Source organism: Lysinibacillus sp. NPDC048646 (assembly GCF_050272295.1).
In the GTDB taxonomy this organism is placed as follows: domain Bacteria; phylum Bacillota; class Bacilli; order Bacillales_A; family Planococcaceae; genus Lysinibacillus.
The window spans coordinates 48,847-65,571 of the sequence record NZ_JBNNLZ010000021.1 but is presented as its reverse complement, the minus strand read 5'-3'; the positions used below and the strand labels follow the sequence as shown (position 1 = coordinate 65,571).

At 36.6% G+C, this 16,725-nt stretch carries 16 protein-coding genes and 1 riboswitch; of the genes, 14 read left to right on the top strand and 2 right to left on the bottom strand.

Going from position 1 to position 16,725, the window contains the following annotated elements; translation table 11 throughout:
• Positions 1-549: 549 nt before the first annotated feature.
• The 12 genes from ACQKII_RS18870 (at position 550) to ACQKII_RS18815 (ending at position 12,794) form a co-directional block, all read left to right on the top strand.
• Complete coding sequence (locus tag ACQKII_RS18870) at positions 550-1,887, top strand: AAA family ATPase (RefSeq protein WP_427461878.1); 1,338 nt, start codon at positions 550-552, stop codon at positions 1,885-1,887.
• Positions 1,880-2,614 carry a hypothetical protein gene (locus ACQKII_RS18865; RefSeq protein ID WP_427461876.1) on the top strand — a complete coding sequence of 245 codons (735 nt, stop codon included), beginning with the start codon at positions 1,880-1,882 and terminating at the stop codon, positions 2,612-2,614. Before ACQKII_RS18870 ends, ACQKII_RS18865 begins: the two co-directional genes overlap by 8 nt.
• A gap of 121 nt (positions 2,615-2,735) precedes the next feature.
• A complete protein-coding gene (locus ACQKII_RS18860; RefSeq protein WP_427461874.1) occupies positions 2,736-3,290 on the top strand; it encodes a hypothetical protein in 555 nt (184 codons plus the stop codon).
• Positions 3,291-3,453: 163 nt separating this feature from the next.
• Positions 3,454-4,743 carry a LysM peptidoglycan-binding domain-containing protein gene (locus ACQKII_RS18855; RefSeq protein WP_427461911.1) on the top strand — a complete coding sequence of 430 codons (1,290 nt, stop codon included), beginning with the start codon at positions 3,454-3,456 and terminating at the stop codon, positions 4,741-4,743.
• A gap of 132 nt (positions 4,744-4,875) precedes the next feature.
• A complete protein-coding gene (locus ACQKII_RS18850; RefSeq protein WP_427461872.1) occupies positions 4,876-7,104 on the top strand; it encodes a YcdB/YcdC domain-containing protein in 2,229 nt (742 codons plus the stop codon).
• A 125-nt stretch (positions 7,105-7,229) separates the two neighbouring features.
• Positions 7,230-7,697 (top strand): YusW family protein, encoded by a 468-nt coding sequence (locus tag ACQKII_RS18845; protein ID WP_427461870.1) that lies wholly within the window; start codon positions 7,230-7,232, stop codon positions 7,695-7,697.
• Positions 7,698-7,881: 184 nt separating this feature from the next.
• Positions 7,882-8,316, top strand: a complete 435-nt coding sequence (locus tag ACQKII_RS18840; RefSeq protein ID WP_427461868.1) for a MarR family winged helix-turn-helix transcriptional regulator — start codon at positions 7,882-7,884, stop codon at positions 8,314-8,316.
• Positions 8,317-8,369: 53 nt separating this feature from the next.
• Positions 8,370-9,353 carry a ring-cleaving dioxygenase gene (locus ACQKII_RS18835; RefSeq protein ID WP_427461866.1) on the top strand — a complete coding sequence of 328 codons (984 nt, stop codon included), beginning with the start codon at positions 8,370-8,372 and terminating at the stop codon, positions 9,351-9,353.
• Between the two features lie 26 nt (positions 9,354-9,379).
• Positions 9,380-9,997: a nitroreductase family protein gene (locus ACQKII_RS18830; RefSeq protein WP_427461864.1), complete on the top strand. Its 618-nt coding sequence runs from the start codon at positions 9,380-9,382 to the stop codon at positions 9,995-9,997.
• A 62-nt stretch (positions 9,998-10,059) separates the two neighbouring features.
• Positions 10,060-10,602: an NADPH-dependent FMN reductase gene (locus tag ACQKII_RS18825; protein WP_427461862.1), complete on the top strand. Its 543-nt coding sequence runs from the start codon at positions 10,060-10,062 to the stop codon at positions 10,600-10,602.
• A 133-nt stretch (positions 10,603-10,735) separates the two neighbouring features.
• Positions 10,736-12,130 carry an ATP-binding protein gene (locus ACQKII_RS18820; RefSeq protein WP_427461860.1) on the top strand — a complete coding sequence of 465 codons (1,395 nt, stop codon included), beginning with the start codon at positions 10,736-10,738 and terminating at the stop codon, positions 12,128-12,130.
• Positions 12,108-12,794, top strand: a complete 687-nt coding sequence (locus ACQKII_RS18815) for a response regulator transcription factor (RefSeq protein WP_427461858.1) — start codon at positions 12,108-12,110, stop codon at positions 12,792-12,794. Before ACQKII_RS18820 ends, ACQKII_RS18815 begins: the two co-directional genes overlap by 23 nt.
• 98 nt (positions 12,795-12,892) lie before the next feature.
• On the opposite strand, the gene ACQKII_RS18810 is transcribed toward ACQKII_RS18815, so the two are convergent.
• Both ACQKII_RS18810 and ACQKII_RS18805 read right to left on the bottom strand, forming a co-directional pair.
• Complete coding sequence (locus tag ACQKII_RS18810) at positions 12,893-13,468, bottom strand: DUF1541 domain-containing protein (protein WP_427461856.1); 576 nt, start codon at positions 13,466-13,468, stop codon at positions 12,893-12,895.
• A 161-nt stretch (positions 13,469-13,629) separates the two neighbouring features.
• A complete protein-coding gene (locus ACQKII_RS18805) occupies positions 13,630-14,226 on the bottom strand; it encodes a biotin transporter BioY (protein WP_427461909.1) in 597 nt (198 codons plus the stop codon).
• A gap of 188 nt (positions 14,227-14,414) precedes the next feature.
• A riboswitch (cobalamin riboswitch) is annotated at positions 14,415-14,602 on the top strand.
• Between the two features lie 152 nt (positions 14,603-14,754).
• Here ACQKII_RS18805 and ACQKII_RS18800 point away from each other — a divergent pair.
• On the top strand, positions 14,755-15,822 hold the full coding sequence (locus tag ACQKII_RS18800; protein ID WP_427461854.1) for a FecCD family ABC transporter permease: 1,068 nt from the start codon (positions 14,755-14,757) through the stop codon (positions 15,820-15,822).
• Between the two features lie 5 nt (positions 15,823-15,827).
• Positions 15,828-16,640, top strand: coding sequence for an ABC transporter ATP-binding protein (locus ACQKII_RS18795; RefSeq protein ID WP_427461852.1), 813 nt, complete (start codon positions 15,828-15,830; stop codon positions 16,638-16,640).
• The last annotated feature ends 85 nt before the right edge of the window (positions 16,641-16,725 follow it).

Here is a 16,725-nt window from a genome sequence, read left to right as displayed (position 1 = left end):
ATGTTGCAGTAGCTGGGTTGATGTAATCATATAAGGTATTCATTTTACGTTTTGTCAGTATTTCTTTGAGAAAATAGTAAAGTAATCCATTCATTACCTAATCTTAATCAACTATACTGCCAAAAAATACGATTCACAACCCAAAGAACTAACTATTTACACAGAAAAAATTTGATAACACAATAATATAATTAGTATTTTTTTACCATTCATTTTAGGTATCTGTGCATATTTTTAATTAAAAATTATAATTAATTAGTATGAATCTAAAATGGTGAGTGGATGTCTATTTCAGTGGACGCTAAATCTTATGCGTATATGTACGCTAATAAATGAATAACTGTGCCATAGTTTTTCATACAGTAACGCATTGAATTCTTAATATATTTATTTTCGAAAATAATTGTGGCGAACCTATCGGCAATATTATGTGTAGCAGTATGTTGGGTTCATAAGATCTTGAAGAAAATATATTAAAATCTAATTTGTTATAAAATATAACAAAATTAATTATAATAGAAGAAAATACTTTTAAGGATGTTAAACATAATGGCGATTATAAAAATCAAGAAAATAAAGGTGCAAAATTTAAGAAATGTACGCAATGGTGAGATTACATTATCGGTGGATTTTGAGTCATTTTTTAAGGCGAATGTTGTTGGTCTGTACGGACAAAATGGTTCAGGGAAAACGACAATGGTTGATGCATTTGGTTTACTGAAGACACTTATTTCTGGTTGGCTTGCTGACGTTAAACTGCCTACTAGAGAAAAACGAATGATAATGGCAGGGGCGGACAAAGCAAGTATCGATATAGAATTTCTTGTGGAAAATCAATTTGGTACTTTTTATGTCCATTATTTTGTGGAGTTACAAGAAGACGGAAAAAGATTGTACACAACGGCCGAGCGAATGACTTACAGAGAAAACGAAAAAGGCAAACGCGCAAAGGTTCTTGTTTATGTGACAGAAGAGGATGTGCAAATACGTAATGCATCTCTTGTAGATATGAATGAAAAACAGCGTGTCCAAATGCTTGTCATCCATCAATTAGCAAGAAAGCAATATATGTCTTTTATCTTTCACAAAGATTTAAAGTTATTGTTACGAGAGAAGTTGACTGAATTAGAAATGGAACTGCTGCATAATTTGGCAATCGACTTTAATCAAGATTTGCATATTGTAAACAATCAAAACATTGCCCCTTTATTTGAAGAGCGGTTTATGCCATTTAGCGTCCATTTAGAAAGAACGCGTGGTTCAATTTCTTATGATTTGAATGGACCAGCATTATTACCAGAAGATGCTTTTTATGTATTATGCGAAGTGATTGAACAAAGTAATCGCGTATTAGCGACGATTATACCAGGGCTTACGATTAAAATTAATGTTATTACCGAGCAGACTTTAGATAGTGGTGAAAAGGGGATACGATTTGAGTTTTTATCGCAACGAGGTGACCGTGAATTACCTCTTCGAACTGAATCAGAGGGGATTTTAAAAATTATTTCAGTGCTTAGTGTACTAATCGCTGTCTATAATAATCCGAATGCTTGCGTGATCATCGATGAATTAGATTCAGGTATATTTGAATATTTATTAGGCGAGTTGTTAACAGTGATTGATGAGGGCGGGAAAGGACAGCTTATTTTTACGTCCCATAATTTACGTGTGTTAGAGGTGCTTGCCATTAAAAATTTATGGTTTACGACGACAAATGAAAATTACCGATATATGCAACTCAAGGGCATTAAAGAAGTGAATAATGCGAGAGATGTCTATTTACGTGCCATTCAATTAGGTGGACAGGACGAAGAGGTTTATAGGGAAACAAAAACATTTAAAATCAAACGTGCTTTTAGAAAAGCAGGTGTGCAACATGACTAAAAAGGTACTATTGATTATTGTTGAAGGACAAACAGAACAAATTGTGTTAGAAGATTATCTAGATGAACATTTTGTTAATTCGACGATTCGTTTCGATGTGCAACGAGAGGATATCCTAACCAAGTGGGATTCTAAAAAGAATATACCTAATATTAAAAATAGTGTGGGACGAGTTATTCACAACTATTTAGAAAAATATAAGTTTTTAGCGAAAGATCTAACTGCTGTTGTGCACATTACAGATGCGGATGGCTGCTTTATAGCACCAGAATTTGTACAGGTGAAGTCAGATATTGAACAAAATTTATACTACACAGAGGATGCTATATTCGTAAAAACAGAGAAGCGTAAGGAGCAGATTGAACAGCGTAATGAGATGAAGGCAAATAATGCTAAAATTCTAATCGCTCATGATCATTTTAGTATTAATCGCTTAAAAGTACCCTATCAGCTTTTTTACTTTTCAACTAACTTAGAGCATGTTTTGTGGAATGAGCGCAATGAAGTTGCGACTGAAAAAATTCATAAAGCGGATACCTTTATTGACAATTTGTCGGGCTCCATTGAAGAATTTCTTGGAGAATTTCTTCCTGTGAATACTGCACTTTCTTATAGGGAAAAAATGAAAGAAAGTTGGGCGTTTTTAATGGACGGCTGTAATTCTCTTCAACGTGGAACGAATGTGCCATTATTGTTTGAAATGATTAAGTCCAGTGTGCAAAAGTAATGTATGAGAAACCTCCCATGACAGAAGTGAATGGGAGGTTTTTTCATTTGCATAAAGAAATTTTGAAAAAAAGTGTAACAATACAAGTGTTCTAGCGACTTAATGGGGGAGGCGCAGGGTAATGAAAAATCCTTATGATTATCTAATTGGTGGCTTTAGTTTTATTTTTATTGATTTGAAACTATACGGTGAAGTGCTTGATATAGCACCAGATTTTATTGGATATGCATTTTTGGTTTATGGTATCTATCTATTACCAGTATTTCATAATTTAAAGCGTTGGTCGAAAAATTTTGCCATTATTTTAATGGTGATGTCATTTTTAGTGGAGTTAGATCAATGGCTTGGTTCATTGCTACTTGGGCAAGTCGGCGAACAGTTCATGCAGTTTTTACTGATTGTCTTTATGTATTATGTTTTTCAATTATTGCTACATGTTCATGAGCATAAACAATTAGAAGTTAAAACATTTAAAACGTATCAAAAGTTTATGGCATTGATGCTTTGCGGATTTGTGATGCATGCTTTTTCTATCAATGTTGAGGGTAACTTGCGGGAAAACTTTTACTTTATAGGAGCCATGCTACAGGTAATAGCGTATATACTATTTAGTAACTATTGTCGTGCTGGCTCTAAATACTTTAAAGAAATGAAGAAGGTCCATTCGCTACAATAAGCGCTGGACCTTTATTTTTTTACATAGCTATATTTCTGTAATTTTACTTGTACGAAATCGAGAAAATTACTACAGTGTGTAGGTTTTACAATGACATGTTTCCTTGTACCATTTCATAAGCTTTATAGGTATGATTTCATCACGCTAAGAAGGAGGCAATCACATTCAAATACATGTTGTACGGGCAGGAGAGTCCATATGGAGTATTGCGCAAGCTTATGGGACAACGGTTCAGAGCATTGTTGACGCCAATCAAATTCCTGATCCCAATCGATTAGTCATTGGGCAAGCACTTGTGATTCCAATTGTGGGGAGTTTTTATTATGTGCAGCCTGGAGATAGTCTATGGTCAATTGGCCACCGCTTTGGCATCAATTATTTAACGCTAGCACAGGTAAACGGTATTAGTCCTAATCAGCCTTTATCAATTGGTATGCGACTTTATATTCCACCAGCTCCGAAAACAAGGGCTGAAACATTGGCCTATTTAGAGCCGAGGGGTACATCTGTAAGTGAAGCACTGCTGAGTCAAGCAAGGGAAGCGGGTCCTTATCTAACGTATCTTGCATTATTTAGCTATGAGGCAAGGAGAGATGGGACACTAAAGGTGCCACCAAGCCAAGGTGTGCCAGAGATTGCGGATGATACAGGGGCATCTCTGGCGATGGTAATCTCCAATTTAGAAGATTTCCGATTTAGTGGTGAGTTAGCAAGGGATATTTTCCAAAGCACGGCTGTACAAGATTTACTATTTGAAAACATTATTATAGAAGCAAAGCGTATAAGTAGCATCAAAGATATTCATTTTGATTTCGAAAATTTACCGGGTGATCAAAGAGAAGCATACAACAATTTTTTAAAAAGAGCAGTGGAGCGGTTCCATGCAGCGGGTTATACGGTCTCTACAGCGCTTGCTCCGAAAACAAGTGCTAACCAGCAAGGTCCGTGGGTTGTTGCGCATGACTACAAAGCCCATGGGGAAATTGTAGACTTTGTATTGCTAATGACCTATGAGTGGGGCTATTCAGCGGGACCACCAATGGCTGTTTCCCCACTTCCGGAGGTAGAGGCAGTTGTAAAGTACGCAGTAAGTGAAATACCTGCAAATAAAATATTGCTCGGTCAGAACCTATATGGTTATGACTGGACCTTGCCCTTTGTGCAAGGAGGCCCTATTGCAGAAGCAGTTAGCCCACAAAGAGCCATTGAAATAGCTAAGAAATACAATGCAGCCATTCAATTTGATTGGAGGGCGCAAGCACCTTTCTTTGAATATTACGACGAACAGGGGAGAGCACATATTGTTTGGTTTGAAGACGCAAGATCAATACAAGCAAAGTTCAACTTAATCAAACAGTACAAGCTTCGTGGAGTTGGGTATTGGAAGCTAGGCCTACCATTCCCGCAAAACTGGTTATTAATTGGCTCGAATTTTGATGTGGTGAAGAAATGATGAATGATAGATATTACTTTTTACTCAATATCCAATCTATTTTCTTCAAAGAGGAAATAATCTGTAAATAACATTCCCAATTTTGGTAATGTAGTATATAATTATGGTAAATAGTATTTCAGGAGGGATATTTTGGGTAAATTTAAAAAGTTAGGAATTATTTTAACGTCTACTGCATTTTCTGTTGGTGTACTTTCGCCAATTTCACAAGCTTCTGCAAATGGAAAGGAATCACCAGAGAGAATTGAGATTCAAGTAGCTTCAACGGAGACAAAAGTCACAAAAAGCACGCTTATTAAGCAATTGCGTACATTATTCCCAGACAAATTCAATTTCGTAACAGATAATGATTTCCAAACGGGACGTGGGCATTTCTTTAGAGATGATACGACAATCCGTTACGAATTAAGCTTCCATAAAACAATCAATGGCAAAGATGTTTATGGTAGTTTTACCTTTAAGGGAGACGATTTAGAGCTAGAGAATTTCTATTATCAACCTGCTAATATAGCAGATGCTGTCTACCCTGCAAAGTATTCAGAGGCCGAGGCCCAAAAAATTGCACAGGATTTCCTGAAAAAATTTCCGAATACGGCAAACTATACACTGAGAGAAGATGGCTTCGGTTTTGGTTATGATATTAATATAAATAGACCGTTATCACAGCCAATTTCTTATTCATTTGTTTACTCCCCAACACATAATGGTGTGCCAATTAGTGATCAGCAGATCTCTATTGATGTTCTTGCCAATGGAGAAATTACAGGTATGTATCGTAATACAGAGTCCATTAGTAAGGCCACGTTCGATGGTTTAGAACAGAAAAAAAATGAGGCAGATATACTGGCACAGGTTCGTGATAACTTGGCAGTAGAGCTACGATATTTTATTGATTATGACTATCAAACAGGCGGTCGTAATGTAAAACTTGTTTATATGCCAGCTACAGGTTTCAACGGCGTACATGCTTTAACAGGACAGTGGCAAACAGAGAATGGCTTCACTTCAAATGTGCCAAAGACGAAAAGCGTAGAAAAGCTTTCATCACAACCACTTGCACCGAGAAAGAGTGGCATGACGATAGCAGAAGTTGAAGAATTTGCAAAATCATTCTTGAAAGTCGATGCTGACAAAGCAAAGTTACAGATTGAAATGGTTGACGAAAGAGAAAATGAAAACGGCGAGACAATTTACTCAGTAGGTTATATGTACATGTATGATAATGTTGGCTCAGGTTCATCATTTGAAATTAATAAAGCAACAGGTGAAATTATACAGTACCATGACTTACGTAGAGAATTCACAAAGACAGATGATGCAGCAACTACTATCTCTAAGGATGCTGCACTGACGAAGGCAATCGAATACTTAAAGGAATGGGCTCCATCCTATATGCATGACTATGCGAAGCCAATCGATGAAGTTGTATTTGAGGAATATAGTAAGCAATATTACTTCTCCTTCCCGCGCGTTGTAAATGGCATTGTGGTTGTCGGCGATGAACTGAGTGTAAGTATTAATGCAGATGGTTCACTAGGTTCTTTATGGATTAACAACCAAAAGATTGATAATTGGCCAACTACAAGCAAGGCTATTTCAGCTGATAAAGCAAAAGAATCATATAGCAAGGCACTGAAGTTACAGCTCCAGTATGCTAAGCAAAATAGTGAGGACAAACAGCACTTTGATTTAGTGTATTCTCCAACTTTCGGTGGTAATTTATACAATCAAATCGATGCCATTACTGGTGAATGGCTAAATAGTATAGAAGGGTCAAAAGAAAAACCATTAATTTCTCACCCAACGGCTGCTGATGAGTTGAATTACTTATTGAACCAAAATGTGTTAGAAATTAAAGACCCAGCAAGCTTTAATGCGGATACAGCTGTGACAAAGGGAGAGGCATTGAAAATTATGCTGAAATCTATGACATATGGCTACTTTGGTCCATATGGTGAAGAGGGAGGTACGCAATCCTTCAGTAATATAGATAAAGAACATCCATTGTATGCTATCGTTGAACAAGCTGTAACTATGGGCATTTTACAACCAGCTGATCAATTTGCAGTAGATACAACATTGACTCGTCAAGAGCTTGCAGAATGGTATGTCCGTGTACTACGTTTAGAAAATGCTGCAAAGCATAGCGACATTTACAAGTTAAACTTCGCTGATGCAGGCACTATTGATCCAAAGTACGCAGGATACGTAGCTTTAGCAAGTGCAATGAAATTAATCGATGCGCAGCAAAATAACTTTAATGCGACTGAAAAAGTGACATATGCTGATCTAGCCGTTTCGACAATTCGTTTAGCACGTGCCATTCACGAAAATGACAGCAGCCGTAATTACTATTATTAATTTAACTTTAGGCACTAGATGAATACGGTTTAGCTGAAAGAGCATCCCCTCATTTGAGGAGATGCTCTTTTTAGGTTTGTTTGCTCTCTATTTGGGAATAATAATGATAGAAAGGAGTGTGCGAAATGGGAAGTTTTAAGTTTTTATTAGCAGCGCTTTTACTAGCAGGAGTGCTTTATGGTTGTAATAAGGATGAGGTAAAAAATGTACCCGCTAATGCTCCTACTGAGCAAAATGCTACACAACAAGTGAACGAAAATGCCACCGAGTTAACAGAGTTTAACTTTTTAGAAATTTCATTGGATGTTGATTATTCTCCAACCGAATCCTATGAGGTAGAATTTGAAAATAAAAAATCAGGCATCGAAGCAAAGTTAAAAGATGATCGTAACGATGAAAGGCTTCAAGGTGACGAGGCTTATACTAAATTAGAGCCATTATTTAAACAATTGACTTTTGATTCGACAACACCCAATGATAAAGTGATTGAACAGGTAATTTCAGTATTTCATATTGCAGATGACTTCCAATCCATTGAAGTTGAAGTGGAGTTTTCAGATGGCACAGAAAAAGAATTTAAACAAATAAAGTAAATAAAGTTCCCTATACATTTATTTGTATAGGGAATTTCACACTGTAGACAAATTCGAAAAAATTTGAGAGTTTGCCTTGTCCGTATCAAGAGAGGGAAAATGATTGATGTTTGATAGGCTATGTGTTATTATTATCTCGAATTAAAGATATTTAATTTCGAGGTAAATGAAATGAGGGAGTCGTATGAAGGAAGACAATCGTAATTTAAAAGCATTTACGGTCATGTTCCGAGCTTATCAAGCAATTCAAGATGCGACAAAGAAGGATTTACTTCATTATGATTTAAATCAAACAGAATTTGGGGTACTTGAATTTTTGTACCACTATGGCGAACAGCCGATTCAAGTCATTGGTAAGAAAATATTAATTGCTAGCAGTAGTATTACGTATGTTATTGATAAGCTTGAGCAGAAGGGCCTTGTTTGTCGTCGTGCATGTCCAAGAGATCGTCGTGTTACCTATGCATTGTTAACAGATGAAGGACAAGTATTGATGGCAAGAATTTTTCCACAGCATGAGTACATTATAAATGAAATTTTTGAAGTATTAGATATACATGAAGTGGAAACAATGATCCTGTTACTTAAAAAGGTCGGCCATAATGCCGCTAAAAAATAAAATTTTTTTAACCATATATCTCGAAATCGAGATAAATAGGAGGAGCTAATACTATGAATCACTTAAAAGGAATCCACCACGTTACAGCTATTACAAGTAGCGCTGAAGAAAACTACAAATTTTTTACGTATGTGTTAGGCATGCGTTTAGTGAAAAAAACGGTCAATCAAGATGACATTCAAACGTATCACTTATTCTTTGCAGATGATAAAGGTAGTGCAGGAACAGATATGACATTCTTTGACTTCCCGAATATTCCAAAGGGAGTTCATGGCACAAATGAAATTTCAAAAACATCTTTCCGTGTGCCAACGGATGTAGCCTTAAACTATTGGGTAAAACGATTTGATCGTCTAAATGTTAAACATACGGGCATTAAAGAGCAATTCGGAAAGCAAACTTTATCTTTTGTTGATTTTGATGATCAACACTATCAACTTATTTCTGATGAAAACAACACAGGTGTTGTATCAGGCACACCATGGCAAGACGGACCAATCCCTCTCGAATATGCAATTACAGGATTAGGTCCAGTATTTGTGCGTGTTGCTGATTTAAAATATTTTAAAGACATGCTAGAAAAAGTAATGCTCTTCACAGAAATTGCAAATGAAGGTGACTATCACTTATTCGAGGTAGGCGTGGGCGGTAATGGTGCACAAATAGTGGTAGAATATAACACTGTTTTACCAGTAGCTCGTCAAGGTTTTGGTACTGTGCATCATGCTGCATTCCGTGTTGCAGATCGTGCTGTTTTAGATGAATGGACAGAGCGTTTAGAAGGTTTTGGCTTCCATACATCTGGATACGTAAACCGTCACTTCTTTGAATCACTATATGCGCGTGTGGCACCTCAAATCTTATTTGAATGGGCAACAGATGGTCCAGGTTTTATGGGCGATGAGCCTTATGAAACGTTAGGTGAAAAATTATCATTGCCACCTTTCTTAGAAGCTAAACGTGAACAAATTGAAGGGCTAGTACGTCCTATTGATACTGTAAGAAGTACGGTTTCTTTCGATAAAGAATATGAATAATGATTTATTATATGGGGGTCGTATAAGTGGAATTTACAAAACTAATAGACAAACGTCGGTCTGCAAACAATTTTATCAAAGAAATCCAAATGACCGAGGAGGATATCCGTCCAATTTTAGAGGATGTAAAGCTTGCGCCATCTGCATTTAATTTACAACATGCAGAATACATTATTGTCCTCGATGAGGAAATGAAAGAAAGAGTACGCGAAGCGGCATTTGGTCAATATAAGGTGCATGCAGCTTCGGGTGTGATTTTAGTGTTAGGAGATAAAGAAGCTTATAAACAAACGGTCCATATTAACCAGGGAATGGTCGATTTAGGTATTATTACTGACTATGAGCTTCAGCATCTTATTGATGAAAATACGAACTTTTATGAAGAACGAGGCGAGGAATTTAAGAGGGAAGATGCAATTCGTAATGCATCTCTTTCAGCTATGTTATTCATGTTGGCTGCAAAAAATCGTGGCTGGGATACATGTCCAATGATTGGTTTTGATCAAGAAAGAATGAGAGCTCTGTTCAATGTGCCAGACACGCAAGAAATTGCACTGATGATTACAATCGGCAAGGAAAAAGAAAGTAGTCGTCGCCTACGTGGATATCGTAAACCAGTTGAAGAATTTGCCACCTATTATTAGTGCGGTATAAAATAAAATTGCAAGACAAATAATAAACGCAATGAACATTTAGGAGGAACATCATGAAAGTAGTAGCAATCGTGGGTAGTATCCGTAAAGAATCTTATAATAAACAATTAGCAAATTTCATTCAAAAACGCTATACAGAAAAATTTGAGCTTGAAGTATTAAACTTACGTGATTTACCAATGTATGACCAAGATATCGAAAATGAAGCCCCACAAGCTGTTTTAGATTTTAAAGCAAAAGTAAAAGCAGCAGATGCAGTACTTTGGGTAACACCAGAATATAACGGTACAGTACCAGGGGTTATGGTGAATGCAATTGACTGGTTATCTCGTGTAGACAAAGTAATGGTGGGTAAGCCTTCTTTCATAATGGGTGCATCAATGGGTAACTTAGGGACCGTTAAGGCACAATTACATTTACGTGATATTCTATTCTCACCAGGCATTAATTCCCCATTACTTGGAGGGAATGATGTGTATATAGGCGCTGTACACACTAAATTCGATGCTGAAGGTAAATTAACAGATGAAGGTACTGTACAATTCCTTGACCAAGTTATTGAGAACTTCTTATACTGGATGCCAAAATACGCTTAAAATAAAAGGATGATTCCTCTTTTGATGAGAATCATCCTTTTATTTTTAAATAAGGCTACCAAATTGCTTCTGCATGAAATCTTCAAACTTTAACGATATAATTTTATGAAATTCAAACGATGGTGGTAAGCGGATGAGTAAACTTTCACTAAAGCTTGGTATTATTTTTTTTGTTACATTATTTAGCATTGAGACGTTCATGATGTTTTTTTTACATGTTTCTTTAACCAATTCAAGGGTTGAGGAAGAATTAGATAGTTTACAAGCGAGAGGGAATTCGCATAGAGCAATATTAGAACAAAATTTCAATTTGGAAACCCTCTCTCATGTAGCATTAATGGAATCAGAAGCAAAGACGGATGTGGTCATTACCGATAAGGATGGAAAAACATTGGCAAATTCTAGAGTCTACTCTGAAACTGAAAAATATTTGAAGAACTTAAAGGAGCCTATCCCTTATATGGGAAGCATTTTAGAAGATAATTGGAAAAAAGAAGCGTTTATAGCAACAATAAGCCCGATTCAAAAGGACCAAACGACGATTGGTTATGTCTACATGTTTCAGAATACAGCGTCAATACACGCCTTAATGGAGCGATTAAATAAACATTTCCTAATTGTTGGGATAGTCTCTGGATTGGTAACTATCGCTATCATTATTATTTTATCTAGAAAGCTTGCGCATCCATTAATTCAAATGAAAGAAGCTACCTTGAAACTGAGTAAAGGTGATTTTACAGTAGCTCTTACTACAAACGGCCAAGACGAGCTGAGTGATTTATCCAATGCGATACAGAAATTATCGGATGAATTAAAACATTTGAGACAGGAAAGAAAAGAATTTTTATCGAGTATAGCGCATGAACTAAGAACGCCTTTAACATTCATTAAAGGCTATACCGACATTCTCTATAAACGTGATTTAAGCGATGAAGCTCGACAGAAGTACTTAGCAATCATTATAGAAGAAACAAATCGACTTGCGCGTTTAATAAGTGATCTATTTGATTTAGCAAAGATGGATGAAAACTCTTTTGTCGTAGCAAAAGAACGTCTTAATATGACCGAGTTTTTTTCAAATATTGAGACAAAACTTAGTCCAGCTTTTCAGGAAAAACAGATACATTTCACAGTGCAATGTGAAGAAAAGTTATCTTTAATGGCTGATCCATCAAGGTTTGAACAAATTATTATTAATCTTCTTCATAATGCATTAGCATATTGTACTGCTGGAGATACAACTATAGTACATGTCAAACATTTCAATGAAACATTGCTAATAACGATTGAAGATACGGGAAAAGGTATTCCGAAGAAGGACCTTCCATTTATTTTTGATCGTTTTTACAGGGTAGAGAAATCACGTTCCCGTGCACTAGGTGGTTCAGGTATAGGCCTTGCGATTGTTAAAGAGCTTGTACATGCACACGGTGGAGAAGTCATAGTTCGTAGTGAAGAAACCAAAGGAACTACTTTTGAATTATCGTTTAAGGGAGTCGGAACAAATGACGACAATATTATTAATTGATGATGAACCGAGAATGCTGGACTTATTATCTCTCTATCTAGAGCCTAGATTTCATTGTATTTCAATGTCATCTATCCAAGATGCATTAGCTTATTTAGAAGAACAACATGTGGATTTAATATTGTTGGATATCATGATGCCAGAAATGGATGGATGGCAAGTATGTCAGGAAATTAGGAAGTATTGGAATGTGCCCATTATTATGCTAACAGCTAAAGGGGAACAGACTGATATTGTGAAAGGTCTAAATCTTGGGGCAGATGACTACATGCTAAAACCTTTTGACGAAGAAGAATTGCTTGCACGGATACATGCAGTTTTAAGGAGAACTAAACCAATTGGAAATGAAATTATCTTCGAAGGATTGCGTTTAAATAAAGAGTCTTTTGAATTACATTTTCAGCAGGAAGAGATTGCTTTAACACCGAAAGAATTTTCAATGATAGCGTTATTTCTTGAATATCAAAATAAAGTTTTTTCAAGAGAGCATCTAATAAATAGCGTGTGGGGATTTAATGTTTCGATTGAAGACCGGACAATTGATTCACATGTGCGTAATTTACGAGAGAAATTGAGAAAAAGCGGTTTTCCAGCCGATCATTATTTACAAACCGTGTGGGGAATCGGCTACAAATGGCATAAATCGATTGATGCCGATGGTTGATGATAAAATGAGAGGTTGCTCTAAAAGCGTGCAAGTACGCCAATAAAAATATGCTTGTATTAATTATAGCTGAGGGGCTTATTTAGTAGCCCCTTCAGCTATTCATTTTTGGTTAGTTCATCTTCAGTAACCCATTTGTGATTTGTTACAACATCACCATTTGTTGTGGAAACATAATCAATCATATAAACGGTTGTTTGTAGTGCCTCATCAATGCGCACCGTTGCATTTACCATGCCTTTCATATGAGATGCATCCGTTTTTACTTCTGTTTCAGGTGTTAATGGTGCGCTACCTGGATTTAATAATTCCTCATGAATGACCCATTTGTGATTCTCCACGCGTTTGCCACCTGTAGTAGGTTCATAGGAAATCATGTAAGCAGTTGTATCATAAGAACCAACAATCGTTGCCTCTGCACCTTTCATGCCTTCCATATGTTCATCCGTAATCACAGCAGTGCTACCGACGGGATACATTGGGTTTTCTGCATTTTTCAAAGTTTCTGGTACTTCACCAGAACTGGAATGATTCATCGAAGAATGATCTATTTCAGTTTGCTGTTCAGCAGTGTCTTGTTTTTTTATATCAGCTGTATCTTCTGAACATGCGGATAATGCCAAAAAGGCAACAACCATTAGTAAGCCTACATGCCATTTTCTTTGTAGTTCCATATCCAATTCCTCCTAAATCATTTGCAATTAATATAGCAAATGAATGTGCAGAAAATATGGATGAAGTCAGTATTATTTTACAGATATAAGGATAACCATGAAAACTCCGCTCTCAAGCATGTAGCTGAAGAAGCGGAGTTTTCATCAATATAGGTTTCTTTTTATTTCATAGGAATAATTTTCAGCACTTTTTGCACACGATAGCCGAAAAGTCCAGCGAATACTGCTAAGATAATATCTTTTGGTAATGGGGGCATCATCCACAGCCAAGCCATTTTGTAAGTGAAACCTTCAGGTGCACTAGCCCATAGCTTGTAAGCAAAGTACATCCAGTTTGTACCGAGTAAATAATTAATGGCAGTGGCAATTAGTGCAGCTATGACATAGCTTTTTTTCGTGGCACTTCTTTCTACAATAAGTCCTGCTATAAAGGCAGCTAAAATAAAGGTTACGATAAAGCCAAATGTCGGGCTTAAAATTTGTCCGAAGCCACCACCGAAACGAGCAAAAACGGGTGCTCCGGCTAAACCAATACACATATAGACGGTACAGGCAAGCGCACCTTTTTTGCTACCAAGAATAAGTCCTGCTAAAATAGCAAAAAATGTTTGTAATGTGATAGGTACGCTGCCAACTACCATGAAAGGTGCAAAGGAAGTAATATTGGCACCAATCATCATCAATGTAGAAAATAAGCCAATGTATGCAAGATCGACTGTTCTTAATTTATGATGCGAATGTTCAGCTACGGTTGTCATCATTTCACCCCGATTTAATATAGTTAATAGTGATATTTTAAGAAAATAAAAACTTTGTGTCAACTTGATATTGAAATAAGTTAACGCAAATGCCCCTTCATAGCAATGAGATACAAGGTTAGATATGACAAATAGAAAAAATAGGTATAGACTACAATAATTATGTATGTTAGAATCGTCATAATTTTAATATTTCAGATACTATTGGTGTGATGCCCTTAAAGCATCACTTAAAAGGGAAGTCGGTGTAAATCCGACGCTGTCCCGCAACTGTAACGAGGAGTTCTATGATATATAAGCCACTGTTCAAAATGGGAAGGCTGTCATAGCAATGATGAATCGAAGCCAGGAGACCTGCCAATTAGTTTTTTCCTGTAATGCCCACGAGGATGTAAGCAATTACGGACAATTGAAGGATACGTTTCTTACTTTTGTTTATTCCAGGGTATTTCTATGCAAAATTTTTGCGTAGAATACCCTTTTTTATTGCTTCACATCTATCATTTTTGACTAGGAGTTAATAAACAGATGAATAAACTGACACAACGCCCAAATAAAAAATTTATCTTACTTTCTATGATGCTCCTTCTACTGCTAATCATTTCAATTACATTCGCTATCATGATAGGTTCCGTTTCTATTACACCGTTGTATGTCTGGAAAGTTATCTTTTCGAAAATACCACTCGTTCAAAATTGGGTAGTGCAAGATTGGAGTCGCTCACAAGAAATTATCATATGGCAAATTCGTGTGCCACGTGTTTTCCTTGCCGCAATCGTTGGGGGAGGATTAGCCATTGCAGGTGCTGCCATTCAAGCACTTGTTCGTAATTCAATTGCTGATCCATATATTTTGGGGGTTTCATCAGGTGCAACTGTCGGTGCGACGGCCGTCATAATTTTAGGGGCGTTTTCATTTTTTGGCATATACGCGCTTTCTATCTCGGCCTTTCTAGGCTCTTTAATTGCGATTGTATTAGTTTTTTTCTTATCACGTGTTGGTGGGCGAATTTCTATCTTCCGCTTGTTACTAGCAGGAATGGCGGTATCCTTTATTTTATCTGCCACTTCGAATTTTATATTAATGATGTCCAAGCAAGAGGGCGGCATGAAGGCAGTAATGTATTGGATGCTAGGCAGTCTTGCAGGTGCAAAATGGAGTAATCTACTCATTCCAACGGTTGTTTTCATCATTGTATTTGTATTGCTTTGGCTGCATTATCGAAATTTAAATTTGTTACTACTTGGAGAAGAGGCAGCAGTCACTTTAGGGGTTAATCTACAACAATTCCGAATACAGCTTGTTATTCTAGTATCTCTACTTACAGGTGTACTTGTGGCAGTTAGTGGCTCAATTGGGTTTGTTGGTTTGATTATTCCGCATATTGTACGGTTAATAGTAGGCTCAAATTATAAATACGTTATCCCAATTAGTGCTTTATTAGGAGCAATTTTCTTAGTTTGGGCAGATGCACTTGCACGAATACTAATTGCACCAGAGGAAATGCCAATTGGTATTATTACTGCATTTTGCGGAGGACCATTTTTCATTTGGTTACTGCGTCGTAACAATTATTCTTTCGGAGAAGGAGATTAAAAAATATGACATTAGAAGCACAACATGTATCATTCTCCATTCATGATCAGCGTATTTTACATGAAGTGAGCATTCAAATAAAAGAAAAGCAATTTGTTGGTTTAATTGGTCCTAATGGTAGTGGGAAATCAACACTCTTAAAAAATATGTATCGTCTATTAAAGCCAGAAAGTGGAACGATTTTACTGAACGAGAAAGACATTTTGCAACAATCGAGTAAATCCATTGCTAAAAATTTAGCCGTTGTTAGTCAGGAAACACCTGTATTATTCGATTTTCAAGTAATAGATTTGGTTAGCATGGGCAGAACCCCTCATAAAAAATTGTTTGAACTTGACCATGAAGATGACTTTCGCATTGTCAAAGAAGCATTATCCCAAACGGGCATTGCCCATTTAGAAACACGTAGCTTTGGCTCCCTTTCAGGAGGGGAAAAAAAACGAGTCATGGTTGCTCGTGCTCTCGCTCAGCAAGCCCAGGTGATTATCCTAGATGAGCCAACGAATCATTTAGATATTCAGCACCAATTACAACTGATGGATTTAATTCAGACTTTACATTTGACTGTAGTAGCTGCGCTACACGATTTGAATATCGCTGCTATGTATTGTGATACTATTTATGTTTTACAGCAGGGGAGAATTGTTCATTATGGAACGCCAGAAGAAGTACTGACACCAGCTTTACTATGGGAAGTATTTGGTGTACATGCAGATATTCAAATGCATCATCTGACGGGCAGACCTTACTTAACATATGTATCTGAACAATTCACGAAAATAGCTCCGAAAGAAACTTCGACTTTACAAACAACTTGAAAGAATATTATGAAGGCAAGTACATAGGATAACGCAATAGAAAGCTGGATGCATAAAGTCAAAAGATGAAAAAATGGACATCTCT